The organism is Dyella halodurans, from assembly GCF_026283925.1.
In the GTDB taxonomy this organism is placed as follows: domain Bacteria; phylum Pseudomonadota; class Gammaproteobacteria; order Xanthomonadales; family Rhodanobacteraceae; genus Dyella; species Dyella halodurans.
In genome coordinates this window covers 330,660-354,472 of sequence record NZ_JAPDPF010000002.1, presented here as the reverse complement: position 1 = coordinate 354,472, position 23,813 = coordinate 330,660, and the positions used below count along the sequence as shown (strand labels likewise).

The 23,813-nt window shown below is 58.3% G+C and carries 17 protein-coding genes; 12 read left to right on the top strand and 5 right to left on the bottom strand.

What is annotated here, in order from left to right:
* Window positions 1–42 precede the first annotated feature (42 nt).
* From OUZ49_RS05270 to OUZ49_RS05255, 4 genes are all read left to right on the top strand, one after another.
* Entirely contained in the window at window positions 43–438 is a 396-nt protein-coding gene (locus OUZ49_RS05270; RefSeq protein WP_266148940.1) for a DUF427 domain-containing protein, read from the top strand.
* Window positions 439–469: 31 nt separating this feature from the next.
* A complete protein-coding gene (locus tag OUZ49_RS05265) occupies window positions 470–1,216 on the top strand; it encodes an SDR family NAD(P)-dependent oxidoreductase (RefSeq protein ID WP_266148939.1) in 747 nt (248 codons plus the stop codon).
* 119 nt (window positions 1,217–1,335) lie between these two features.
* Window positions 1,336–3,528: an ergothioneine biosynthesis protein EgtB gene (gene egtB, locus OUZ49_RS05260; RefSeq protein WP_266148938.1), complete on the top strand. Its 2,193-nt coding sequence runs from the start codon at window positions 1,336–1,338 to the stop codon at window positions 3,526–3,528.
* Between the two features lie 68 nt (window positions 3,529–3,596).
* Window positions 3,597–4,229, top strand: a complete 633-nt coding sequence (locus tag OUZ49_RS05255; RefSeq protein ID WP_266148937.1) for a glutathione S-transferase family protein — start codon at window positions 3,597–3,599, stop codon at window positions 4,227–4,229.
* Between the two features lie 59 nt (window positions 4,230–4,288).
* On the opposite strand, the gene OUZ49_RS05250 is transcribed toward OUZ49_RS05255, so the two are convergent.
* Both OUZ49_RS05250 and OUZ49_RS05245 read right to left on the bottom strand, forming a co-directional pair.
* Entirely contained in the window at window positions 4,289–7,189 is a 2,901-nt protein-coding gene (locus OUZ49_RS05250) for a sensor histidine kinase (protein ID WP_266148936.1), read from the bottom strand.
* 1,014 nt (window positions 7,190–8,203) lie between these two features.
* Window positions 8,204–8,548 (bottom strand): hypothetical protein, encoded by a 345-nt coding sequence (locus OUZ49_RS05245; protein WP_266148935.1) that lies wholly within the window; start codon window positions 8,546–8,548, stop codon window positions 8,204–8,206.
* Between the two features lie 117 nt (window positions 8,549–8,665).
* Between OUZ49_RS05245 and OUZ49_RS05240 the strand changes: the two genes are divergently transcribed.
* The 6 genes from OUZ49_RS05240 to OUZ49_RS05215 all read left to right on the top strand — a co-directional run bounded on the left by OUZ49_RS05240 (window position 8,666) and on the right by OUZ49_RS05215 (window position 15,842).
* The gene (locus tag OUZ49_RS05240) at window positions 8,666–8,992 is read left to right on the top strand and encodes a helix-turn-helix domain-containing protein (RefSeq protein WP_266148934.1); all 327 of its coding nucleotides are present in this window, start codon (window positions 8,666–8,668) and stop codon (window positions 8,990–8,992) included.
* A 36-nt stretch (window positions 8,993–9,028) separates the two neighbouring features.
* On the top strand, window positions 9,029–9,442 hold the full coding sequence (locus OUZ49_RS05235; protein WP_266148933.1) for an antitoxin VbhA family protein: 414 nt from the start codon (window positions 9,029–9,031) through the stop codon (window positions 9,440–9,442).
* A gap of 903 nt (window positions 9,443–10,345) precedes the next feature.
* A complete protein-coding gene (locus OUZ49_RS05230) occupies window positions 10,346–11,503 on the top strand; it encodes a site-specific integrase (RefSeq protein ID WP_266148932.1) in 1,158 nt (385 codons plus the stop codon).
* A 1-nt stretch (window position 11,504) separates the two neighbouring features.
* Window positions 11,505–13,016: a site-specific integrase gene (locus tag OUZ49_RS05225; protein WP_266148931.1), complete on the top strand. Its 1,512-nt coding sequence runs from the start codon at window positions 11,505–11,507 to the stop codon at window positions 13,014–13,016.
* Window positions 13,009–15,375, top strand: coding sequence for a hypothetical protein (locus OUZ49_RS05220; protein ID WP_266148930.1), 2,367 nt, complete (start codon window positions 13,009–13,011; stop codon window positions 15,373–15,375). Before OUZ49_RS05225 ends, OUZ49_RS05220 begins: the two co-directional genes overlap by 8 nt.
* Window positions 15,372–15,842: a hypothetical protein gene (locus tag OUZ49_RS05215; protein ID WP_266148929.1), complete on the top strand. Its 471-nt coding sequence runs from the start codon at window positions 15,372–15,374 to the stop codon at window positions 15,840–15,842. Before OUZ49_RS05220 ends, OUZ49_RS05215 begins: the two co-directional genes overlap by 4 nt.
* Before the next feature lie 258 nt (window positions 15,843–16,100).
* On the opposite strand, the gene OUZ49_RS05210 is transcribed toward OUZ49_RS05215, so the two are convergent.
* Window positions 16,101–16,640 (bottom strand): hypothetical protein, encoded by a 540-nt coding sequence (locus OUZ49_RS05210; RefSeq protein ID WP_266148928.1) that lies wholly within the window; start codon window positions 16,638–16,640, stop codon window positions 16,101–16,103.
* 538 nt (window positions 16,641–17,178) lie between these two features.
* Between OUZ49_RS05210 and OUZ49_RS05205 the strand changes: the two genes are divergently transcribed.
* Entirely contained in the window at window positions 17,179–17,547 is a 369-nt protein-coding gene (locus tag OUZ49_RS05205; RefSeq protein WP_266148927.1) for a hypothetical protein, read from the top strand.
* A 796-nt stretch (window positions 17,548–18,343) separates the two neighbouring features.
* Complete coding sequence (locus OUZ49_RS05200) at window positions 18,344–20,008, top strand: EAL domain-containing protein (protein ID WP_266148926.1); 1,665 nt, start codon at window positions 18,344–18,346, stop codon at window positions 20,006–20,008.
* A gap of 69 nt (window positions 20,009–20,077) precedes the next feature.
* Here the strand turns inward: OUZ49_RS05200 and OUZ49_RS05195 are convergent, their stop codons facing one another.
* Window positions 20,078–22,309 (bottom strand): sensor domain-containing diguanylate cyclase, encoded by a 2,232-nt coding sequence (locus OUZ49_RS05195; RefSeq protein ID WP_266148925.1) that lies wholly within the window; start codon window positions 22,307–22,309, stop codon window positions 20,078–20,080.
* A gap of 321 nt (window positions 22,310–22,630) precedes the next feature.
* The gene (locus tag OUZ49_RS05190) at window positions 22,631–23,497 is read right to left on the bottom strand and encodes a Crp/Fnr family transcriptional regulator (RefSeq protein WP_266148924.1); all 867 of its coding nucleotides are present in this window, start codon (window positions 23,495–23,497) and stop codon (window positions 22,631–22,633) included.
* Window positions 23,498–23,813: the final 316 nt, after the last annotated feature.

Genomic DNA, 23,813 nt, shown 5'->3' with positions numbered 1-23,813 from the left:
TCCACCGAGGAGCGGCGAACCCGCTCCTCCGGAGACACCCCAGTGAACCAGCAAGCACAGCCGGCCGTGCGGTCCGTCAAAGTACCCAGTCCCGAGCATCCGATCGAGATCGAAGCCAATCCACAACGCGTCGTTGTGACATTCGGCGGTCAGATTATCGCCGATTCGAGGAACGCACTCACCTTGCGCGAGGCCAGCTACCCGCCCGTGCACTACATCCCACGCAGGGACGTGAACATGTCGCTACTGGCGCGATCCGAGCACTCCACGTACTGCCCGTACAAGGGCGACTGCAGCTATTTCGGCATATCTGTCGGCGACCAACAGGGCAAGGATGCCGTGTGGACTTACGAAGCTCCCTTCCCCGCCGTGGCGGAAATCAAGGACCACCTCGCGTTCTACTCCGATCGCGTCGACTCCATCGACGAGATGGCTTGAAACGTCTGTCGCCAAACTAGGTACTCACCCCATGACTACGTTAGCTGGAAAGACCGCCCTGGTTACCGGGGCCTCCCGCGGCATCGGCCGGGCCATCGCCCTCGCCCTGGCCAGGCAAGGCGCCCAGGTCATCGTTCATTACGGCAGCGCGCAGAAGGAAGCCAACGCGGTCGTCAAGGAGATCGTGGCCAACGGTGGTCGCGCCCAGAAAGTGAGCGCCGACTTGAGTACACCGAACGGCGCGCACGAGCTGGCAAAACAGGTGCGTAGCATCATCGGGGATCGCCTGGACATCCTGGTCGCCAACGCAGGCATCTCCAAGGCGGTGCCCATTGAAGAGCTGACCGTCGAGGACTTCGATCAGCTGTTCGCCGTCAACGTGCGCGCACCTTACTTCCTCGTGCAGCAGCTTCTGCCCACCATGTGCAAGGGAAGCACCGTCATCTTCACCTCCTCTCTCGTCGCGCGAGCCGTAGCGGGGACGCTGTCGGCGTACGCGGCCACCAAGGGTGCGATCGACACGCTGGTGAAGCACTTTGCGGCCGCCTTGGGCGAGCGAGGCATTCGCGTCAACGCCGTCGCGCCCGGTGTCGTGGATACCGACATGTCCAACTTCACCAAGACGGAAACGGGCCGTGATCGCGCTATCTCCATGCAGGCACTCAAGCGATTGGCTACGCCCGAGGACATTGCTGGTGCGGTGACCTTCCTCGCATCCGACGATGCCCGCTGGATCACCGGCGACACCCTGCGCGTCGACGGCGGTTCCAAGCTGTAAGTGCCCACCGCCTCGCGCGTACGTCGACTTCCCGTCTTACGAGGAGTCATCAGGCGCCACCGTTTCTTTGCGACACAGCGCGCAGGCCAAATGGCCAGCGAAACCTAAGGAGTCCAGCCATGCTTCGTGCACAACTTTCTGCTCAGATGGAATCGGCAGCCGTCAACCATCTTGTACGAAAGATGGATCGCACGACCAGCGAGTTGGTGGATCGCTATCAATCCATTCGTGCCGACACGGAAATTCTCGTTCAGCCGTTGGACGCAGAGGACATGGTGCTTCAGTCGATGCCTGACGCCAGTCCAGCCAAGTGGCATCTGGCACATACCACCTGGTTTTTCGAGACGTTCGTACTCTCCGCGTTCAAATCTGGGTACCGCGTTTTCGATTCGAGTTACGCGTATTTGTTCAACTCTTATTACGAGGCGGCCGGCCCACGTCACCCCCGCCCCCAACGTGGGCTGATCAGTCGGCCCACCGTCGATGACGTCTTCGCCTATCGCGAGTACGTAGATGATCATCTGCTGGAATTCCTGCAGTCCGGACCCTCTAAGACTGCGTTGGCGATCATCGATCTGGGCCTGGCGCATGAGCAGCAACACCAGGAGTTGTTGCTCATGGATATTCTTCACTTGTTTGCCCAGTCCCCTCTGTGCCCGGCCTATGATCGCAGCGCCCGGTTCAAGATCAAAAGTATTCGCCAAAGCAACTTCCAGTCGCTGGAAGGCGGCCTCGTGACCATTGGCATGCAAGAACCGGGGTTCTTCTACGACAACGAGGGTCCCGCGCATCGCGTGTGGCTTGAGCCCTTCGAGATCGCCGACCGATTGGTTACCGTTGGCGAGTGGCTGGACTTCATGAACGATGGCGGCTACGAACAACCGCGATGGTGGCTGTCGGATGGCTGGAGCCTGGCTCAGGCGCAACAATGGCGCGCCCCACTCTATTGGGAACACGACGGCGCGCAGTGGCGCCACATGACGCTTCAAGGCATGCGCCCCCTGGATGTGACCGCGCCCGTCACACACGTAAGCTACTACGAAGCAGCGGCGTTTGCCCGCTGGAAAGGCGCGCGGCTGCCCACCGAGGCTGAGTGGGAACATGCCGCGCGAGAGGGAAAGCTGGAGCAGATCTACGACGTCGCCTGGCAGTGGACCCGCAGCAGTTACGATGCATATCCGGGTTATGAGGCCGCGCCGGATGCCTTGGGCGAATACAACGGCAAATTCATGTCCGGCCAGATGGTCCTGCGCGGCGCGTCCTTGGCAACGCCGCCTGACCACGTACGCCCGTCCTATCGGAACTTCTACCGTCCGGATCAGCGCTGGATGTTTTCGGGTGTTCGCCTGGCACGCGACGTCGTCACCCGCGACAAGACCCAGAATGACGATAACGAGTTCGCACGGGATGCCGTCGCAGGGCTGAGTGGGTCCCGGAAAACTCTATCGCCGAAGTACTTTTACGACGCCGCTGGATCGGAACTGTTTGAGCAGATCTGCGCGACGCCGGAGTACTACCCCACTCGCACCGAACTGTCTCTGCTCGCCACGATTGCACCGGCCCTCGCGGCTGCCATGCCCGATGGTGCCGCCTTGGTTGAGCTGGGTAGTGGTGCCAGCGAGAAGACCCGGCTGCTGCTGGATGCAGCGCCGCAGCTGTCGTCGTATGTACCCATCGACATCAGCGGAGCCGCGTTGGCGCAGGCTCGCAAGAGGCTGGAGGCGATTTACCCGAACCTTGCCATTCGCCCGTTGGTCGCAGATTTTACGCAGCCCTTGCTGCTGCCCGACGAATTCCGTCGGGCGGCAGTGATAGGGTTCTTTCCGGGATCCACCATCGGCAACTTTGAACCCGCTGACGCAACGAACCTTCTCCGTAAGCTTCGTGCGGAATTGGGCGACGCTTCGCAGTTGATTGTAGGCGTCGATCTGGTCAAGGACATAAAGACGCTTCTTGCCGCGTACAACGACGCCGACGGAGTCACCGCCCGCTTCAACAAGAATCTTCTGGTGCGGTTCAACCGCGAGCTAGGGGCCAATATTGACCTGGATCTGTTCGAACACCAGTCCGTGTGGAACCCAGACAAGCAGCGTATTGAGATGCATCTGGTTAGCCAGGTAGATCAGCGTGTGACCGTGGCGGGCAAGGAATTCCGGTTCGATGCGGGCGAAACCATCCACACGGAAAACTCCCACAAGTTCACGCCAGCTTCGTTTGCTTCGCTGGTGCAAGGCACGGGTTGGAAAATCGCTCAAACATGGGTCAGCGAGGCTCAGCCCTTTGGAGTGTTTCGGCTCGTCGCCGACGACTGACGTCGCCCTGATGGCAGGACGTGACTCAAAGTCTTCCGCCCTAGATTCAGCATGTCCGGAGAAGTCCTGTGGAACTCTATCACTCACCTGCCTCGCCAAACTCTCGACGGGTCAGGGTTTTTCTGGCCGAAAAGGGTCTGAGTATCCCGTTTCGGGAGATCAATCTCGGTGAAAATGAGCAGATGTCGGACCAATACAGGTCGATCAATCCGAGACTGCAAGTACCGGCACTAGAGTTGGATGACGGTCGCGTAATCGCAGAAGTACCGGCCATCTGGCGCTACCTTGAGGAGATTCACCCCTCAACGCCGCTGCTAGGGACGGACGCCGCAGACAAAGGCATCGTCTCGATGTGGGAGCGACGTGTTGAGCTTGATGGTTTTGCTGCCACCATGGAAGGCGTTCGAAATGCACACATAGGGCTGAAGGGGCGCGCGCTGTCGGGCCCTCATGACTACGACCAGATCCTAGAAGTGGTCGGGCGAAGCAAGCTACGACTGACGAACTTCTATGCGGACATCGATGCGCGGCTTGAGGACGTGCCATTCGTCGCTGGCGCCCGGTTTTCTATCGCAGATATAACGCTGCTCGTCACCGTGGACTTTGCCGCAACCGGCTTCAGCATGCCAATTCCCGAAGAGCGATACGCACTGCGGCGTTGGTACGACGATGTGTCCGCTCGTCCGAGTGCAAAGGCATAAGCGAATTCGCGCACCAGAAAGTTTCTCGGTAAGTTCAAAGGCACCACCGTCGGCCGCCCCTAATTGGCGTACGCCGTTTTTCCGGGAACGGTTAACTGAACGGTCGTTCCTTGCAACTTACCGCCGGAAAGGACGAGTTTCCCGCCCAAGTTCTTGGCCCGCTCCTTCATGCCCAGCATACCCCAGTGACCCGGGAGTGCCCCCTTTCCCAAGACCTCGGGGGGAAGACCATCGCCGTCGTCGCTAATGCGAAGGCTTAGGTCTGCCACTCCATAGTCAATGTTCACTGACACAGTCTGGGCACTGGCGTGCATGAAAGCGTTCCGCAACGCCTCGCGACCAATCTGGAAAATCTCTTCCGCGGCATCGAGGGCCAAGGAGCGCCGCTGGCCGGCCTGCTGCACCAAAACGTTGACGCCCGGCTTCAACGATAGGCACTCGTTCCCCACTTGCTCAAATCGCTCCAAAAGGTCGGAAGATTCATCGGAAGACGAACGCAGAGCGACAATCTTGTCACGACCCTCGGTCAGTAAATTCCGCGTGGCGTCCGCTGCCCCTTCCATGGACCGGCGATGTTTGGCGTCTATCGACGGATCGTCCGACCAAACTTGTAACTTGAGCACCAGGCCATGCATTCCTTGCATCAACGTGTCGTGCAGCTCGCGTGCGATTCGGTCGCGCTCCTCGTGCTTAGCCCGCAGTTCAAGCCGTAAGCGCGATTGAAGTTGCCTCACCCTTAGCCTGAAGATGAGCCACAGCAGCAGCGCGGCAACACCTATATATCCGGCGCGAAACCACCATGTCTGATAGAACGCTGGGGCAACGCTGAAATAGGCCACGCCTTCGCGAATACTGGAAATGCCATCTTCGTTGCTGGCTATCACATGGAAGGTATAGTCACCGGGAGGGAGATCCGCGTAGTACGCGCTGCGTTGCCTTGCCGCGACCTGCCAGCTGCTGTCGACGCCGTCCAGCCTGTACTTGAACGTCACCTGCTCGGGCCGCGAAAGCGCAGTCGCTGTGTAGTCGATCCGAATGGCATGCGTTCGCGCTTGCAGCCGGGGACCTTGACCCAGCGGATACCGAACTCCGTCGGCCTGTATGGTCTCGATGAAAACCTTGGGAGGCTGCATGTTGCTGGAGCTCTCCTTTGGATCTATCCAGCTTGCGCCCGCGAGTCTCGCGGCAAAGATGCGTCCGTCACCGTCTTCAACCAAGGTGGGGCCGGGGAAGACATCAATATTGCCCCCTTGCAGCCCGTCCTCCTCGTCGTAGAGGTGGGCGGCCGTAAGGACTTGACGGTCTCCTCGAAGGGTAGCGCCCCAATCTTGCGAAGCCAGGTGATATAGGCCGGCATCACAGTTGACCCAAAGATCGCCATTGCTCGACTCCACGATTCCCGTGGCGCCAGTCAAGCGATTACCAATGTCGCCGCCGAGTCGAATGAATTGGCCATGGTCTAGCTTGGCCACGCCCCGGTCGCCCGCCGCCCAAATATCGTCCCCAAAGGTGGTTATGGCGAAGATATTTCCCAAGGCCAGCCCGTTCTTTTCGGCGTAGTTGGTAACGCCTTGGGCCGTGAGGTGGGATATGCGGTTTCCCGGATATGCGAGCCACACGCCGCCATGCTTATCGGGAGTTAGTCGAAAGGGGCCGTCGACCGGAAGCTCGGGGCGCCCCGCCCCATCACTCCACCGGCCATCAAGCCATCGAAATATGCCGCTCGGGCTGGCCAAGAGATAGCCGCCATCGGGATCGTCCGCCCACGCGGTGACTGCATTCTTCACACCCAACGAATAGCTAATTTTCGTCGTGCCGCCTCGAACGCCCACTCGCTCGATAGCGTTTTCGCGAAATGGGACGTCCAAGTTGTTATTGAGAAACCACGTATTCCCCTCACGGTCCACACGGACTGCCTGAACCCATCGTTTGCCTGCGTCCCAAGTTTGGCCAACGCCATGGGTCACGCGATAGACGGGGCCGTGCTGTGAAGAGGCGACCCAGACACTGCCGTCCGCATCTCTATCCATGGCGGGGGCCAAGGCAACCGAGTCCGGTGCCACCGAGCGCATCTTGTTCGCCCGAAAGCGAACCACGCCATCAATCGTACCGACCCAAATATTTCCTTCCCTGTCAATGAAAGCAGACTGCGGCACGGTCTGCTCACGGCTGAAAAACCCCCCGGAACCTGCGGCCGCGGCAGGATCGGGCCAGGGTTCAGTCGTCCATGTATGACCTTCTGCGCTGGGCATGTCAGTGAGCCGCATAAACGATGGTCGAAACGTCCAAATCGCGCCATTTTGATCCGCGCGAAAGGTAGATGACTGATCGGTAAAGTTGGCCTTAAGGACATTCATAGCGCCTTTTGACACGTGCTGAGCCGACACGCCGAACTCAGCGTTCACGAGCTCGTCCATGTTCGCTCGATGAAAATGCGCCTGGCCGGAGTCTTGTACCCAGACCGTCTTACCCTCTTCGATCGCGATCAATGCATGGCTTCGCGCACTCCAAAGGGAGATCGGCCCTAGAGCATGATCGAAACCTTCGGCCGCACTGGCTGATATCCATCTATCGCGTGAAAGGTGATAGAGGCCGTACGTTGTCGCCGCCCAAAGTGTTCCCTGGGCGTCAGCAAGAATCTGTAGAACTGATCTCTTGGGGTTAAGCCCGGCGCTGATGTCGTCGTATACGCCGTCGTGAGCCCTAACGGCTCCCCCGAGGCGATAGCCTATCCAAAGGTCACCTCGCGCATCCACGAACAGGGTTTGGATATATCCCTTTACCTCTTCGATCGATTTGAATGTAACCCCATCAAAACGCACTAGGCCTGCACGGGTACCCAACCATAAAAAGCCATCGGGCGTCTGAGCGATGGCGACGACTAGCGTCGGCGCGCCCTCCTTGTGACCGTACACGGTGATGTTGAGGTCCGTAAGAGGCACCTGCAATTTGCCTCTCACCCACGGATCCGTCGTTGCCTGGGAGGGGGTCTCGGACGGCGCGCTTGCCTGTACTGACGCCTCCGTAGCACGGGAGTAGATAGGCGCTGAATTCGCGTCTCGATCCGCTGACGCAGACTCACGTGTGGCCTCGCGCGCGAAACACCCGTTGGCGAGACCCATAAGGCCGGCCAACACAGCCACCGAAGCCACCACCTCCACCATGACGCCAGGTCGAGCCGACCGACCAATGCGCTGGGAAATCCGTCTGCCGACCCCGCGTTCATTCATGTGCGACCCGATTTCCTTCGACTCGTTGTTCCTAGTCTAAGTGAACGGCTTGCAAATCGAACGCACAGACATCCTGGGTGTGACTCACCGATACCTTCGTGAGGATCCAGTTCGTCGGCTATTTCCTTCTTTTCCCGCACCGCGCGACGCTCCGCCTTAGGCGCTTGCGCCCTCGCGAGGTGGAGTCCAATTGCTTCGAGCGGTGAGCCGCTCGCCCCGCGACCCGTCCGATAGTTACAAATGAAAGATTTTGCTAGTGGTATGTCTCTCGGCAAATGCAGGGCGCGAGCCAATACCGACCCTGCCGCCCCGCTCCCTAGGGCCTCCCGCCCCCCCCTACCTCCGAATAACGCGTCCTAATTGATGCGCGCGACTAGACTGCGCCACGGCATCGCCGGAGTTCGGCACCAATGAGCCAAGCACCTAAACTCTAAGATAGGCGTCGCATTCGCCAATCAGTTGCTGAATCACAGCCTCACCAGCATCAGTTCGAGTGCCCAATATGACTCGGACGGCAGATATCTGCTCGTTATTGGGAATCAGCTCGCTCGGACTCTCCAACATCCAGTCAATGAGGATCGGTCGTAGGTCGTCCGCCCGTAGCTTCGCTACTTCTCTGCGCGTAGGCACATACATTCCGACGCGGAAAACTGGACTGTCACGTCCGTCGCTGTCCGACGCAGCTTCGAAGGCGCTCTGTGGCATACCAAAACGATCATCTTCATCACTTGTCATGGGCATCCCCTATTTGCGGAGATAGGTTTCGCGTTTAGCACGCAGAGCGTCCGCGAAACGGTCGATGAAATCTGCCATGGTTCCGCGAAAACGGAGTGCCTCGTAGGGCAACGAAACACCAAGCTCCCTGGCAATCGATGTGGCGTACTGCATCTGAGCGGCAGTCGGTGGCTGTAGATCGGTGTCGAGGCACACAGCTAGGCTGTTAGCGAAGCAAATTGCGATTCGTTCACGGAGCCGATCCATGCTATCGCCTCGATGCGCCCTGTCGTACTGGAGAGCCCAGGCCTCCCGGATGACATCGTCAAGCGGGATGGAGATCGGATCATCTTCGTCGGTGAGCAGCAGCCGCATGACCGTGAGCCCAATTTCCGCCCATTAGGGGCTTGCGCTGCATGCTACGAAATTCGTAGTATCGAACTCAAGGCAAAACTACGAATCTCGTAGCATCAATCTACGAGACGCGTACGCATGCCCGGTGATGCTGACCTCCGCCTGGTCTTCCAGCGGCGGCTAAAGGAGGCTCGAGAAGATCGAGGCCTCTCTCAAAAGAGCCTTGGAATTGAGGCAGGGATTGATCCCTTCGTGGCCAGTACTCGCATCAATAGGTACGAGAAGGGCATCCATGAGCCAGACATGGCCACGGTTCAGCGCCTGGCCAAGGCCCTTGAGGTCCCCCTGCCCTACCTTTTTGCGGCGGACGACAAGATGGCCGCCATGATCTTGGCATTTGACAAGCTCACATCAGCTGACAAGGATCGACTGCTGAAGAGCTTGGACGGTCGAAAAGGTAGATGAACACAGGTGAATTAGACCGACAACCAGGGACCCACCATGAACAAAACGGTCGGTTACACGCTAGATCGCGTTCATGCTGCTCTGCATGGCAAGTTTGATGCCGACGACCTGTCGGAAGACGAAGCCGACATTTTCATGGACATGTTTGCGGCCTACCTCATGGCGCCAAACCCAGAAAGCGACGCCCTCGCCGCCAAGATGCGCGCTGAAGGAGGCTACGTCGGTTTGGACGATCAGGGCGACCTAGTCCGGATGCTACCGGGCGGCGGGATGGAAGTGATCGAGGGTGGCGAGGCTGCGCGGCAACGCCGTCAGGAATGTGTGAATTACGCGCTGGCTACCGTTGCCCTGGAAGGCTTCACCCCGGACGATGCCACCAAGGAGCGCACCCGCCGCTATGTGGCCGGAGAAATCACATTGGCCGAGCTGGTAGCTCTAAAACCCGAATGAGGGCGCCGCCATGCTGAAAGGGAAAGTCATAAAATTCAGGCTGGACACGGGCAAGCCGGCGGCTCTGAGCGCTGAGGCGCACGCGCGCCTGGCGGCGATACGGGAAGAGAACATCGACTGCAGCGATATTCCGGAGTGCTCTGAAGACGCAGCGTGGTACAGGCCCGGGCCGATCACAACGGTCACAAAGCCAGAGTCTCGCTAGTTACGATGCGTAGCCTGTTTCATCGCACGACGCTTCGATAATCGAGGTCACCCCAGCCAATTTTGCGTCAGTCGCAAATTTGGCTGGTTTGAGGCTTGAACGATGTCTACAACCCTGCATCGCGCATGCCCGCCTGGACAGTTACCAGTGACGCCCTGGCGGCGGGCCGTCACTGGTGACGGCTGGATGTGAAATGACGGGTCTGACTGCGCGCGGGCTGGATTCTCCTGGCGCGGTGCAGGTGAAACCATCTGTCCCTAGCCCTTGGAACAGGCAAAAAAAACCCGCCAATTTGCGCGTGCCAAGGCAAATGAGCCGTGGTAGTGAGGCGTGGCGGGTGTGATGGCGTGGATGATAACAGCCAATGCAGGCCTTCACTCGGGATCCGCAGCCATCACCGTAATCCGCACCATGGATAGCGGCCTGTGATCGAGGCGCCGATAAACCATCGCTTAATGGTGCTCGCTTCAAGCCTCAAGTAATGGGTTGCACGGTCGAACGCGTTAATACACGACATCCTGGAATTCCGAAGGGTATGTAATGGGGCGGCCTAACTCCAATCGCGCTTCCTGGCACTCCTTGCAATTGCGGTACTCAAGGAGCATGGCGCCTTCCTTCGTGCCGCTGCGCGCCGGTCCATGGCAATGGGGACTCTAGTTATTACGGGACATGCGGCGCCCAGAGGGCTGGCAGGCGCCGTGTTGATCGACTCCCACGGGCTCCCCCGGTACTGCGCAACCATTTGGTCTGAGGCGATTCTGGCTGGGCTCGCATCAAACACCAGGATTCGCCACCTGTATGCGGTCGATCGACTTTACCGCGCTGCTGAAGTGTTGGGCGGCGAAAGTCTCGATCGCGTGCTCATGGCGGCGGACTTTGACGCGATTGAGGCAATTCTACTTGCCTTCCACACCAAAGTTCGCAACGAGGCGTCCGCCAAGGGCGTGTCGGGTGATCTGGCTTGGACGTCTGCCAGCCGCTTTGTAACTGACATGCTGACCTATCTGGGCCCCAGCGCAGAGGCACGAGTAAAGGACCTCAATACTCGACTGCGGCGCATACGACGGCTTTATGGCCAGCTTTCACCCTCCCCTTCGCGGCCACCTCTTCCAATACGCGCCCTTCCTTCATTGGTGGTGCGCGAGTTATGCGAAATCTTTGACCCGAAGCACGTACGCAACCCCTTCCGTTCCGAGAGGGAGCGCTGGCGAAACTACCTGATCTTCATCCTCCTGCTACATACAGGCCTCCGCCGAAGCGAGCTCGCGATGTTGCCCGTTGATGCCATCAGTTCGTCCTTCGATGTTAAAGCCAACAAGGAGCGTCATTGGATCAACGTGGGGCGCTCTCCCTATGCAAATGAGGATCCGAGGCGCGACAAGCCCTCATTGAAGACAAGGCACTCGGCAAGGCAACTTCCAGTCTCGGAGGAATTGGCGGTCATTTCGGACCTGGTCGGCACATATAAAAAGAGGCGTTCGAGCCATCCCTTCTTGTTTGGCTCTCAAAAAGGCAAGCCGCTCAATTTGAGATCCTTTCAGCGCATTATGGAAATCGCCACTGGCAGCCTGTCGGTCAGCGCAGTGAAAACACTTCAGGATCGCGGAACGCACAGCGTAACCCTTCACAGCTTGAGACATACCTGCGCCGTCTATCGTCTCAGCAAATATGTCGACCATGGCGACAACCTCGACACCGCCTGCGAGAAACTTCGTGCCTTTTTCGGTTGGTCTCCTTCATCACCCATGCCGCGCCACTATGGCAGGGCGTACTTTGAGGCGGCGGCGGCTGAAGACTGGAATGAGAGCTACGACTGCCTCGTAAATTCGCTCCGACGATTTGATGGTGTCAATTGAAATGAACTCCCCCGAAGCCCTTTCCCTTGAGCAGCTCCCGTCTCCTGAAGTACCAGACAATCTGCCCCGGTTGATTCGCTACTACGACGACTTCCACGACAAGGTTCGTTCCATATCTCATCTTTCTGAGACCGATATTTGGTACGTGCACGCTGACGGAACGAAGCACAACCTAAATTTTCTCAGGTTCCCCCTGAGATACCGATTGCTTTTTAAGCACATCGTGACCGATCTGTTCGATCGATGCGATCCGAGCACCGTAGTCACCTACGCCAACCTGCTCTTCACTCGGCCAAGCCACCTCGCAAGAGCTGCCACATTAAGCCCGACAGAATGGTCCGAATACTGGAATGAGTTTGTTCTACCGGTGGAGACCGTTAGCGTCGCCGGCGCACTGCGATCTGCGATTCACTCAATGTGCGAACTGTCAATTGGTCAATGGACTATGGATCTGCATGACCTTGTAAGCGCATTACGGGCGCCGCGCGCAGATATCTATAAAACCGTCCGAAATCGCGAGTGCTTTGTTCCGCTCGATCAACAAAGCCTCATCATAGAATTCTTTGACGACCTAAAGGCGGCAATTGATCGCGGCAGCACTAGCATTGGCGACCTCGAGCTGCGGAACGCGTGCATTCTGCTGCTATCCCACCAGTACGGCTTGCGCCCTGGCTCTATCGCGCGAATCAAGGTCCAGGATGTGAGGCTTCATGAAAGCGGCGCGGTGCATGTGTCGGTTCCTCTCATCAAGCTTCGGGATAGAGATGCCCTTCGCAGAGTAACTCGCCGCATCAAGCATGAATGGGCGGCGCTATTTGTTGAATTCTTAAGGAGGCAAGGATCGAAGCATGCCGACTCGACTTCGCCAGCGGACAGTCTCTTTCACCTGTCGCCTGCCAGTGTCAGTCACGTCATCATTGATTTGACTTCTGAACTACTGGGGGAGGCATGGACTCCCACCGATCTTCGGCACACGGCCGCGCAGAGACTGGCGGATGCCGGTGCGTCCCACATCTCGCTGAGTGAATTCTTAGGGCATGCGTCCACGCTAACGGCGAACGTCTACTTTGACGCATCTCCTTCGCAGGCCGAGCGCGTCAATCAAGCCTTGTCCCTATCCCCCATCTACACGACGATCGCCGAAACAGCTAAAACAAAAACCATTACGAGCACGGAGCTTCGCGCCCTTCCGCCGTCGCAGCAGATTGGCGCGGTACCACACGGTATACCGATCGCGGGAATTGGTGGCTGCACTATCGGGCAAAGCCTATGCGCCAAGAACCCCGTTCTCAGTTGTTACACATGCAGGCGTTTTCTTCCTGTGGCTGATCGTAGCGTCCACGAAAACGTCGTCGACAGCCTTCGACCGGTAGTCAGGATGTTTGCGAATGCCTCTCATGAGACTGGGTCAGGTTCACAGGCCCAGTTAACGCGCACACTGCGCGCGGCCATGCAAGTCATCCACGGCATACCGAGCGATGCCGCTGAAAGCATGGGCGAAGCCAATGAATGAGTTCCTGACCAGGCTTGTCGAGGCCGGCCAGCGACTCGCCACCGCAAACGGGCTTTCCTGGGACATCGGCGATAACGCGACCGGAAGGGTTGCAAAGAGCGAGCGATGGAATCTGACTACCCTTGCGGGGCAAGTTCCACCTCCGACTCTATGGCTCACTGGCTTCGAGTTTTCGGAGGCGGAGCTAGTAGCACTGCAAGAAACCATGCCGCCCGATCACCCGAAGTCCCCGTTGCGATCGACCATGACGAAGGGCTGGGCGGACCTATGCAAGTCGGTGGTTCTTGACGAGATTCTTGTCAAGAGAAATAAACCGCAGCACGCGCTGATTAACGTCCTGCGCCCGCTCCGCATCCTGGCACTTTGTGCGCAGGACACAGACCCGACGGACGTCACGCCGGATCTAATAAAATTGGCATACAACGTGGCCATGCGTTTCGGTGCATCCGGAAAGATAGCGGCGAATCTTAAGATGGCTGTCAGGAACCAGCTTGACGTGCGGCATGTTGCGAACCACTCACCCCTACTTCGCTACTGCGTGCCGTATGCAACAACAGAGGCGGCCACCCAACATGCGGCTGTGGAGAGTCTCGAGAAGCGGGACAATAGCTACCGCCGCACAGACAGCCAGCGGAAAGAGCTGAGTGAGCGAAAAGCCGCCGATAGGCTTCCTGATGAGAAGGCCTTTTGGGAGTTGGTGAGAATTATTTACACCGAGCGGCCAAAGACCTTCGCGGACGCACTTCGATTTGAGCACCTCAAGCTTGCGATTGCCACAGGAATGCGTATCGGCGAGACAGCTCTCCTTCCAAATGACTGCCTTCTGTGGACTCAGCATATCGATCCAATGGGCCGCCCCGCAGAAACGCTTGGCGGCATAGGTCGATCCCTATCGCTCCGCTACTTTGCGGAGAAGCAGCCGGATGATGAGAAGTCTTCCGGTGTGTATCTCTTTGAAACCCTCCAACACGTTCCCGCACTCCTGGCGGACATGACTCAAGAGGCGGTAGAAAGGGCGAGAGCACTAACGGCGGCGATGCGCATTCGTCTACAGCACCAGGTTGCGACAGGCCGGATATTTCCCGAGCTTGGCGAAGGCGATCTGGTGCCAGCGTGGGAGATGTACACGCGACTCTCCGGGGCCATTCAAATCACCTCCCGTCCGTTGCCCGAAGATCTTGTCGAAAAATACCGAGCCTCTTACGACAGCAATGTTCTCGACGAAATTCGAGAGTGGCACGAGTCGCGTCGGTTTCGCCATGGCCTGAGCGACAACATAGGCAAATACTGGGCTAAGTTCTGCAAGGCAACGGGTGTCGAAATTGTAGATGCGCGAAATCGGCCCTTCAGGGGAAATACGCCGTGGCATGAGGCATTCGTCAGCGTGAAGGCGGTGGAAGTCGCGGTCCACAAATTCATGGCGACCAAGTTGTCTGATACGACGCCCTTTCCGCTTAAAAATGGGTCAATCAGCCCGGCAGGCATCCTCTTTCTCACGCCGATCCGATCATTGATCGACGGCAGGAACGGCGGTATCGTTGATGTGAAACGCTATGCCTTTGTGGGGCGTGCATCGGCGCAAGATATACAAAAGATGCTCGCAGGAGGCGAAAACGGACTTTTTGCACGGTACTGCAGAGATCCGGAGTCCCGCGGGCTGAAGATGGTCACTCATTCGATCCGTCACCTTCAAAATGCGGAGCTCTTTAGAGTCGGCGTCTCTGACGCGATCATCACCAAGCGATTCGGGCGTCGAAACGTGTCGCAAAGCCATGCCTACGATCATCGGAGCCTTGCAGAAGACTTGGCTCACGTTGACCTCCCGGAGGTGGCGGCCTCCCTTGGAGATCGGACAAAGGAGCTCGCGAAGCTCATCGTGGCCCGAAGAGTCAGTGGCCCCATCATTGATGAATTTCTGAAGATTCAGACAAGCAAGGGTGACCAAGCGGCGTTCGAATATTTAGAGGCAGAGGCCGACGGACTGCACGTCACGCCATACGGCTTGTGCGTTAACAGCTTCGTTGTCGACCCCTGCCCTAAACACTTGGAGTGCTTCAACGGATGCAGGCACCTGACGCGTACGAAAGTAACCTCGGAGCGAGAAAACCTGCAGAAACTTCTTGATATGACCATTCGCGTCGAATCGAGTATCAAGGCCGTTCCGGAATCCAGCCGTAACGTCGGCTGGGAAAACCAGCTCCAATCCATCGCCACTCGCGTCGGTAACATTAAGATCGTTCTGGATACAGCGCCGGACAGCAAGCCCTTCCCGGAAGGTCGCGATCTCTTCACTTCGGTTGAGCCCGTGTCGCAAGGCTCCATTCTCGATGCTCAGCCACGAAGGGATGGTGACCAATGAGCATCGTGGATGACATAGCCAAGCTACAAGCCGCGCTCGAGCAGATGCTTTCGTCCAACGTCACGATCACGGCAAGAGCGGTCACGCGGGAATCAGGGGCGCCGTTCAAGAATGCATCCGATATCACCCGGCATGCGCAACGACGCGCCCTTCTGGAAGAGTTCCAGCGACGCCAGCAGGCAATCAGGAAGCTTGCCGAGGACGTCGACCAGGAGTCCGTCACCAACTTGCGGCTGAAGGTCGCGCGACTGGAGGAGTCGTGCCTAGCTCTCCAGCAATCGCGTGAGCTTCTGATTGCGTCCCACAAGGCCATGCTTCTAGCCGTGGGTGAAGTGGGGGGCATGCGCGCCTGGGTGAAGTTCTTCCCACAGTGGGATCAGGTCCGTCGATCGTTGAACGGGATGGGCGCTCTTCCAAAAGCTCAGGTCGAATCCCTAGGCTTGGGGCCCGGCAGGGATGATCGTTAAGTAAGCGTTGATCGCTGCCAGGCAGTCATCAACACCCTTGTCTCTCGGGGCGCAGCCTTGAGCATGCCCCGTCACTTTCGCCAACTGAAAATTTTCGAGCGAGTGCAACACCCAGCAGCAAATGGTACGCAACGGCCCGGCCGCAGTGTAACGGGCGCCAAGGCATGTCAAGTAATTGATATATCTGTCGATTAAAGATAGGTCAAATCGCAACGGCAGCGGAAACGACCTACTCTGTAAAATTACATCAGTAGGCTCTCACGCCGCTTTAGGCGTTCCCTGACGCGGCTTGGTAGCCGCCTTGCTTCCTTTTGAACACCTCAGTTCCCGCAGGAAGCAGCCCATGTCATTTGACTGGACGTTTGATGCCGGTACCCAGGCCTTGCGCGCACCGTCCAGGTTGGCCATGACCGTCCGCGAGATCGCCCAGATGCTCGCGGATCGTCGGATTGCCGCCATGACTTCGCAGGCGACTGGTGCGGCTGGAAGATGCGTCGGTATTTCCTCATCCCGTCGCTCAGTGGCCGAAACGGTCCCAGGCTGACACATCGGAACGCCAAGCTCTTTCTTCGCTGGGTCGACGAGCCAGTCTTTGGTGCAACTGGACTGGTGGTTCCTGCGGGTCGCCAGGACTTCATCTGGTCCGCGGCTGATCATGCGGCCGGGCCCGATCATCCATGATCGCGTGTTGTGGCCAGCAGCCAAGACTTCGCGAGGCCGTTCGACGGAGATGGCCGCAAAAGGGAATAGGTCGATCCCCTGGTCTGCCGCTTGGGAGATGCTCCAGACACAGGCCATCTGCATCTCCTGGGCGGCTGCGGGTCGGATTTGGGGACGCCATTACCTACCTTCTCGCCGCGTTGCAGCTCCCTGCCCTCTGATTTGGAACGCGACACGTTGGAAACGCCCTCTCTCGTTAGAGCCGAGTCGCGCGAGTCGATTCTTCTGGTGGCGCGCCAGGCAAGCGCCGGCTAAAGGCCATTCTATTTGCCACCTTCGCAATGAGAGGCTGGCGACTACCCGACCTCGAATCTGTCTCTGGGGTGACAGACTTCAAGAGGGTCGCCCACTAGCCTGTCCCTTCCCGAGCACCGAATCCAGAGACGAATGCGCTCTTGTGAAGCAGCAAAATTGCAGCGATGACGATGCGGCAATCCCGTGCAGCTTATCGTCGCACTACAAGAGTGCCGACGTCGGCACGAAGCCTTCTATACAGAACAGCGCTAACGGCGGGTGCGCTGGGAGCGATCTTTGGGGCCATGGTCGTCGTTGCCCTTTCGTGGGCCATACGGTGATACCCCTCAGCTAAAAATATTCCTGCGTGATGGAAAGTCCAATGGCGACGAACGACTGCTATTCACCACTCTTGTCGGCACTTGATGGCATGGTCGATAGCGCTCTCCTCAAAAAGGATGGTCGTTACCAATATCTTGACGAGCTCAACTCGCTGTTGAATAGAACCAGGCGCGTTGTCTGCCGGGACATATTTCGCTTATCCAGCATTGAGATCGAAGATATCTTGTGGCTATACGGGCTATCCCTGCACAGCTCGATCTGTGCGATCGATTTCCCTGAATCGCAGTCGCGAAAACACGTTCTGGCGATACCCGATCAGGCCCGCGAAGCGATTCGGAAAATCGGCACCACTCACGGCAAGGCGCTTCGGTCGCGGTGGCTGGGCAACTTCTGGACATCGAAGTGCTAATGGAAAGCGGACTTGGCAGCCGTACGTTGTCCAAGATACATCTTCAATTTGATTCTGGATGTCACCACGCATCCTTCTCAGCATGAAGTGGACGAGCCTGATGGCTACGCTCTGCCTCGATTTGACGCTAACGATTCCCTTTGCGGCTAGCGCGGGGACGATTTCCTTTCAAGGGGAAGTTGTAGCGCCGACATGTGACGTAGCCGCAGAACGAATTCAGCTACTTTCTGCGAACTTAAATCCGGGCGGACCACCTCACCCCTTTTGCCATGAGAGCACCAGGGATGCACTGAACTCCGAACATCCGCCCGTTCGCGCTCGATTATCGCCATTAACGGCAAACAACGCAGATCGTGTGCTTTCGTATTACTTCAACTACATGACTCAATCACGCCAGGCACGAACAGTCGATGTATTCCTTCTTACCCTTACGTACCAATGAGGCAACCTGGGCTCGAAACAGGCCAACGCGATAGCAGCATTGGTCCTTGCGTAAAACAGGGGCAAGAACGAATGGCGGCAGCGGACCAGCGCCAGCCTCGACGTGAGCGGAAGAGCGGAAAAGGCTCTGCAAGAATCGCCATTTTCACATCAATTGACGATCAAATGATGCAGAGTGTTGCCTGACATCCTCAGGTCATAGCTATGGACAGTGGCGGTCCAGGCGCCCTGCCGTTGCAACGCGCCATCCGCATATTTCGCAGCGTGATCGTACAGGTTTAGTGGTATTCGGCTTGGCTGCCGGATACGGGGCAAGCCACGGAGTTCGTGGCCCAAATCCTCTGGAGCATGAAGCATGCATCCGCTTGGACACTACGTCCGTGCTTTCAACAGAGGTCCTATTGGCCGCATAAAGGCCTTTGTTTCGTCTGCGCTTATTGGAACTCTGGTTATCGCCCTGCTTGCGGGCGTCGCGTTTCATTACGCCAGTAACCAGATCTGGAATGCGGCATTTGGCAAACTGAACGCTGTCGGGGTGGAGGTCCTGGAGCGCAGTGAGCGCTCGAGTGATCAGATACGTGCGGCCATTCGCGATGTGCAAACTCAAGGCGCCCTCCCCTGCTCGCCAGAGAATCTGGCACTGATGGCGCAGACCAACCTCAAATACGGGCAACTGCAGGGTGTGGGATACGTCGCAAACGGTCGACTCATGTGCTCTTCCTATGGAAGCCATGGCGCGGGCATCCCTTTGCCGCCTCCGAGGTATCAGGGCACTTCAGGGAACTTGATGATGCTACGGGATGTGAACCTGTCTCTCGCCAGCAGCATCGAGCCACAGCCAGTCACGATCATCACGGCCGCCGGAAACGGGTACTCGGCCATTCTTTCGCCGACCTTGCCTATCGATGTCTTTATCAATGACCGCGATATGGCGGTCGGCACGGTCATCTATAGCTCGAACGAGATCAAGGCGGCTCGGGGTGGGGTCGATCCAACCTGGCGAACCAGACTGGGCGACTCAAAGCACACGCAATTCGTCCAGAACCATCGGATCGTTTCGCTCTGGCGTTCGCCCAGATACGACTACTTTGCATTCGCCGCGATCCCTGATGATGAGGTGCGCGCCCGGATTCGCTACGCCGGCTTGCTTATCCTGTCCTGTGCAGCCTTTGCGATGGCCGTACTTTTGCTCGCGGCCGCCCGATCGGCGCTTCGTCGAGTGCCGCTCTCCGAAAGCATTCGGGATGCGCTGTGGAGACGGGAATTTCATCTGGTCTATCAGCCCGTGGTGGAACTGAAGACCGGTCGATGGGTTGGCGCCGAGGCGTTGCTGCGCTGGCGAAGGTCGACTGGAGAACAGGTGCGGCCTGACGTCTTCATTTCGGTTGCAGAAGAATCGGGCGTCATCGAAGAGATCACGGATCATGTGTTCGAACTGGTGACGGCTGACATGGCGGGCTTCTTCGAGAGCCACCCGCATTTCCATGTCGCCATCAATGTGTCTTCCATCGAAATACAGTCACCTGATGTTGTGTCGCGCCTGACCAAATTCTGCGCAGGGGTGACAGGGGCGAACGCGCGCAACTTCGTGATCGAAGCCACGGAGCGCAGCCTCATCGATCCTGAAAAGGCGCGAAACATTATGGAAGAAATACGGAAACTTGGTTTCGCGGTCGCGATCGACGACTTTGGGACGGGTTATTCTAGTCTCTGCTACCTGCAGACGCTCAGCACCGACTATCTGAAGATCGACAAATCGTTTATCGATGCCATCGACACCGAGTCCGTGAAGAATGATGTCGTCCTGCACATCATTGCACTGGCAAAGGATCTGCAACTTCGGCTGATAGCAGAAGGTGTGGAGAATGCAGCACAGGCCACGTACCTCAGGGACCGGGGCGTGGAGTACGCCCAAGGCTGGCACTTCGCCAAACCGATGACATGCCGCGAACTACTGAGTTCGCTCGGCCGACAGACAGCGGAGTCCATAGGCGGCCCAAACCCCTCACGGCAACCATAGCGCTCGGCATCGAAAACGGCCCATTATGCGTCGAAACCCAACGAATACGTCTCTCTCAGGCCCTTCAAGTCAGACGCCATCCGTGGCAATGCGGAAGCACGCGCGCCCGGCTTCCTTGGCCTGGTAGAGCGCCTCGTCGGCGCGCTTCTCCAGGGCGTCCGCCGAGGTGGTATCGCGGCATAGCGCCACGCCGATGCTCAAGGTGACGTTGATCTCGGTGTGGCCGAGCGAGGCTGGTCGTTGCATCGCATCGGTGATCTTCTGCGCCAGGTTCCGGGCGGTGTCGATGTCCTCGATGTTGGGGCAAAGGATCACGAATTCATCGCCGCCGAGGCGTGCAAGCAGATCGGTTTTTCGGACTGTCGCACTGAGCCGCGTCGCCACCTCGCTCAGGACGGTGTCGCCAGCGGCATGGCCGTAGGTGTCGTTGATCTGCTTGAAGTGATCGACGTCGATCATCATCAGCAGCAACGGTTCGTGCGTGATCGCGGAACGCTGCACCGCGAGCTGGACGCTTTCCTGGAACGTCAGCCGGTTGGGAATACCGGTGAGTGCATCATGATGCGCCAGGAAGTGCAATTGCTGTTCGGCCAGCTTGATGCGCGTGATTTCCGTGTTCAGCGCGTAAAAGCCGTTGGGCGTTCCGTCGCCGGTGCGTGCCGGCAAATAGTTGGCCTGGAAGTACCGGGTCTGACCGTCCAACTTCACGTCGTACTCGAATGTGGTGGTGGTGCCACGCAGGGCCAGCTCGATATGTGGCTTGAGCACGGCATAGACGTCAGGGCCACGCACCTCCATGACCGTATGCCCAATGATCGATGCAGCCTCGACGCCGTTCACTTCGCCCGCAAATGCGTTGACAAACGTATAGCGCTGCTCGGCATCCACATGCGCAATGATCGCTGGCATGGCGTCCGTGATTGCGCGTAGGCGACCCTCGCTGTTGGCCAGCGCTCTTTCGGTCAGCACGCGCGCGGTGATGTCGCGGGCGGAATAGACCAACTCGATCTCACCGGCACGATCCGGACTGGGCGCGAGCTTGCCTAGACCCTCGAACCAATGGTAGCCGCCCGCGCGATTGCGGACCCGGTAACGCACGAGCTTCGACTCTCCGGTACGCCGCAAGTGCCCAATGACTGCGGCCACGCGCTCCCGATCGTCCGGGTGAATGGCTTCGACCCCTTGGGCCGCGAACTGCTCAGGTGTCCAGCCCAGCAGCTCCTTTACCGACGGCGAAACGTAGCGTCGGGCACCATCACTGGCCATGCGCACGACCAGGTCGCTGGCGTACTCGGCCAGCAGCCTATACAGGCGTTCGCTTTCAGCGACTTTCCCGGAGAGGCGTTGCCTGTCTCCGAGTGCCAGCATCACGGGCACGGCTACCAGGCATATCACGCCCAGATAGACCTGCGCGATCAAGGTGCGCTCTTCGACTGTCGTGTGGGGAATGAGCGAGAATGGTCCTACATCGAAAGCCGTGGCCATGTTGGTGACCAGGGTCAAGATGGTCACACCTACGACCAGGCCGGTGGAACCGTAGCGAAATACAAGGAACAGCAGCGGTGCAAAGACCGTGAATAGCAGCGGATAGCGCGTCTGCGCGAACACGCCGATGGTGACGGCCGTGAGCAGCAGCACGTCGCGCAACATGCGCATCCGCGTCCCTGGCGTGCCAAATACGCGGCCGCGTTCGCGAAACACCACCAGGGTGAACATGCCGACGATCACCATGCCAAGCAGATGCGCGGGGAACCAGTTCTCTGACGTTTCGAGGAGCGCGCTATCGGGGGCCAACGCATGCGCGACGACGGCCAGCATGGTGGATGCAACACAGCCTGCCAGCGATGCACCGATCAGTACTCGACCGAGACGAAGGTAGCCACTGGCCTCTCCAGCGACGACCGGGAGATAGCGGCGAATGGTGAAAGAGACCAACAGAATCTCCAGCACGTTCGCCGTTGCCAGCAGGGACGCCACGAGTAGGTGATCACCTTGCAGCGTGCCGAAGGCCAGATATTGGCCGAGAAAAAGAGCTACCAAAGTCGTCATGACCATCGCCGGCCAATATCGACGTGGTATGCACACCAGCGCACCGGCTACAAAGCCGTTGGCTGACCAGATCGGGGCCATGGTCCCTACATGGCGACGCAACATCATCGTGGCTGCGTCCGAAACCAGCACCATGACGAACAGCGCAACCGCACCGCCCCAGAAGAGTAGACGGGCACTGCGCGGCTGTTCTTGTTCTGGCGTGGCGATCGTCCTGGGCGCCGCGCTGGTTGGAAAGGTGGAAACGAGCATGCCTGAAAACTCTCTACGCAACTCGCGAACGAGCATAGCGATGGGCCGCCGCTACAGACTGTCTCGAAGGTGACAGATCAGGATCTGAAATGTCCCGAGCTCGAATCTGTTCATCAGACGTACGGTCATCCAAGCACCCGCTCCGGGAGCGGAAACGCTACGGGTGCTTTCAATGGGTACGGCCCCGAAACCTTGCCTGCAGCGGACCGAAGACTCAGGCTTGAGAGGACTCTAATGCTCGGAGCGTCGAGTCCGCCTTGAGTTACGATAAAGCGCGGTCATGAAAGCGAAGTACCAGCATCTGACGGACCCTTGCCCTGGCTACTTCCGACCCTCTACGACCAATGCCAGAAGGCCCGGCTCGTTGGAGATGGAAACCTGCGCGTAGGCAAGACTAATAAACCCATCTCTCTCAAGTTGTTTCAGTTGAACATTCAGCTTCTGCCGCGAACAACCCACGACGTCTGCCAGCTCTTCCTGAGAAAGCCTCAAGGTGATGTCCACATTTCCATCGGGCATGACCACTCCAAACTTCGCGGCGAGATGCAGCAATGTTCGAACGCATCGATCACGCGGAGAGAGCAGCGAATGCTCGGCTAGCACGCGGTAGAACAGTCGGGCCCGTTTGGCGACCATCTCCATGAGTATGAGCCCCAGCATCGAATCATTGGCCATGGCATCTTCAACGACAGCACGATCCAGCATGAGAACGAGCATGTCGCTTTGCGCGATCGCGTCATGAAGTGAGCCATCCCAATCCATGAACGGTACGATGTTGAAGATCTCTCCAGGCCCGAGATATGCCGCAATGCGGCGACGCGCGCCCGGGCTCATCATGCTTACTTCGATGGCCCCCGACACGACGAGAATCAGGTTTCGCGCCGCCGCCCCACTCCGCGCAATGACTTCGCCACGGACCATTCTGCGCGGCCTTCCATTCCTCAAGAGTGCCTCCAGCGTCGATCGCTGAACGCGTTGGGCCCAACTCGCTGTCTCAAGCAGATTCGCTACTTCAAAAAGTTGCTCGACCTTTGCGCCTTTTGCGGCATTCCTCGCCGCCTTGTTATTGAGGCAGGCGATGGGAGAGGTACACATGCCAGTCGCATCCTCGGCGCAGCCAGCCAACGCGCGCAACGAGCGTCCGGGGCAAGGAATCGGTAGTCGCAGGACCTTGGCGGAATCACCCATGGGAGGCCTCGTTAAAAGTTGGTGAGGGGATCGAGGTGCTCCATGTAACGCCCCACCACAAAACTTGATGAGCGAGCGCTCCTATCCGGCTCGAACTGACCGCACAATCTGCGACGCAACGGGATTCCGGCGACCGAACAAGGCGCCTTCCACGTGGGGTAGCGGCGCGTCTTCAAGAAACGTCGGTGATTGCTTGTCTTCCGCGCGCCGCGTGAATCGATTTGACCGCGGCGCATGGAGCGCGCAGGGGCGACCTTCGCCAATGAAGGCTAATGGCCAGTTGACGTCAAATCTGTCTCTGAGGTGACAAACTCTG

Bases quoted from the DNA above. Each gene is read 5' to 3' on its own strand.
- OUZ49_RS05265 (WP_266148939.1), top strand. From the start codon at position 470: ATGACTACGTTAGCTGGAAAGACCGCCCTGGTTACCGGGGCCTCCCGC.
- egtB (WP_266148938.1), top strand. From the start codon at position 1,336: ATGCTTCGTGCACAACTTTCTGCTCAGATGGAATCGGCAGCCGTCAAC.
- OUZ49_RS05245 (WP_266148935.1), bottom strand. From the start codon at position 8,548: ATGCGGCTGCTGCTCACCGACGAAGATGATCCGATCTCCATCCCGCTT.
- OUZ49_RS05240 (WP_266148934.1), top strand. From the start codon at position 8,666: ATGCCCGGTGATGCTGACCTCCGCCTGGTCTTCCAGCGGCGGCTAAAG.
- OUZ49_RS05235 (WP_266148933.1), top strand. From the start codon at position 9,029: ATGAACAAAACGGTCGGTTACACGCTAGATCGCGTTCATGCTGCTCTG.
- OUZ49_RS05225 (WP_266148931.1), top strand. From the start codon at position 11,505: ATGAACTCCCCCGAAGCCCTTTCCCTTGAGCAGCTCCCGTCTCCTGAA.
- OUZ49_RS05220 (WP_266148930.1), top strand. From the start codon at position 13,009: ATGAATGAGTTCCTGACCAGGCTTGTCGAGGCCGGCCAGCGACTCGCC.
- OUZ49_RS05215 (WP_266148929.1), top strand. From the start codon at position 15,372: ATGAGCATCGTGGATGACATAGCCAAGCTACAAGCCGCGCTCGAGCAG.
- OUZ49_RS05210 (WP_266148928.1), bottom strand. From the start codon at position 16,640: ATGGCCTGTGTCTGGAGCATCTCCCAAGCGGCAGACCAGGGGATCGAC.
- OUZ49_RS05205 (WP_266148927.1), top strand. From the start codon at position 17,179: ATGGCGACGAACGACTGCTATTCACCACTCTTGTCGGCACTTGATGGC.
- OUZ49_RS05200 (WP_266148926.1), top strand. From the start codon at position 18,344: ATGCATCCGCTTGGACACTACGTCCGTGCTTTCAACAGAGGTCCTATT.
- OUZ49_RS05195 (WP_266148925.1), bottom strand. From the start codon at position 22,309: ATGCTCGTTTCCACCTTTCCAACCAGCGCGGCGCCCAGGACGATCGCC.
- OUZ49_RS05190 (WP_266148924.1), bottom strand. From the start codon at position 23,497: ATGGGTGATTCCGCCAAGGTCCTGCGACTACCGATTCCTTGCCCCGGA.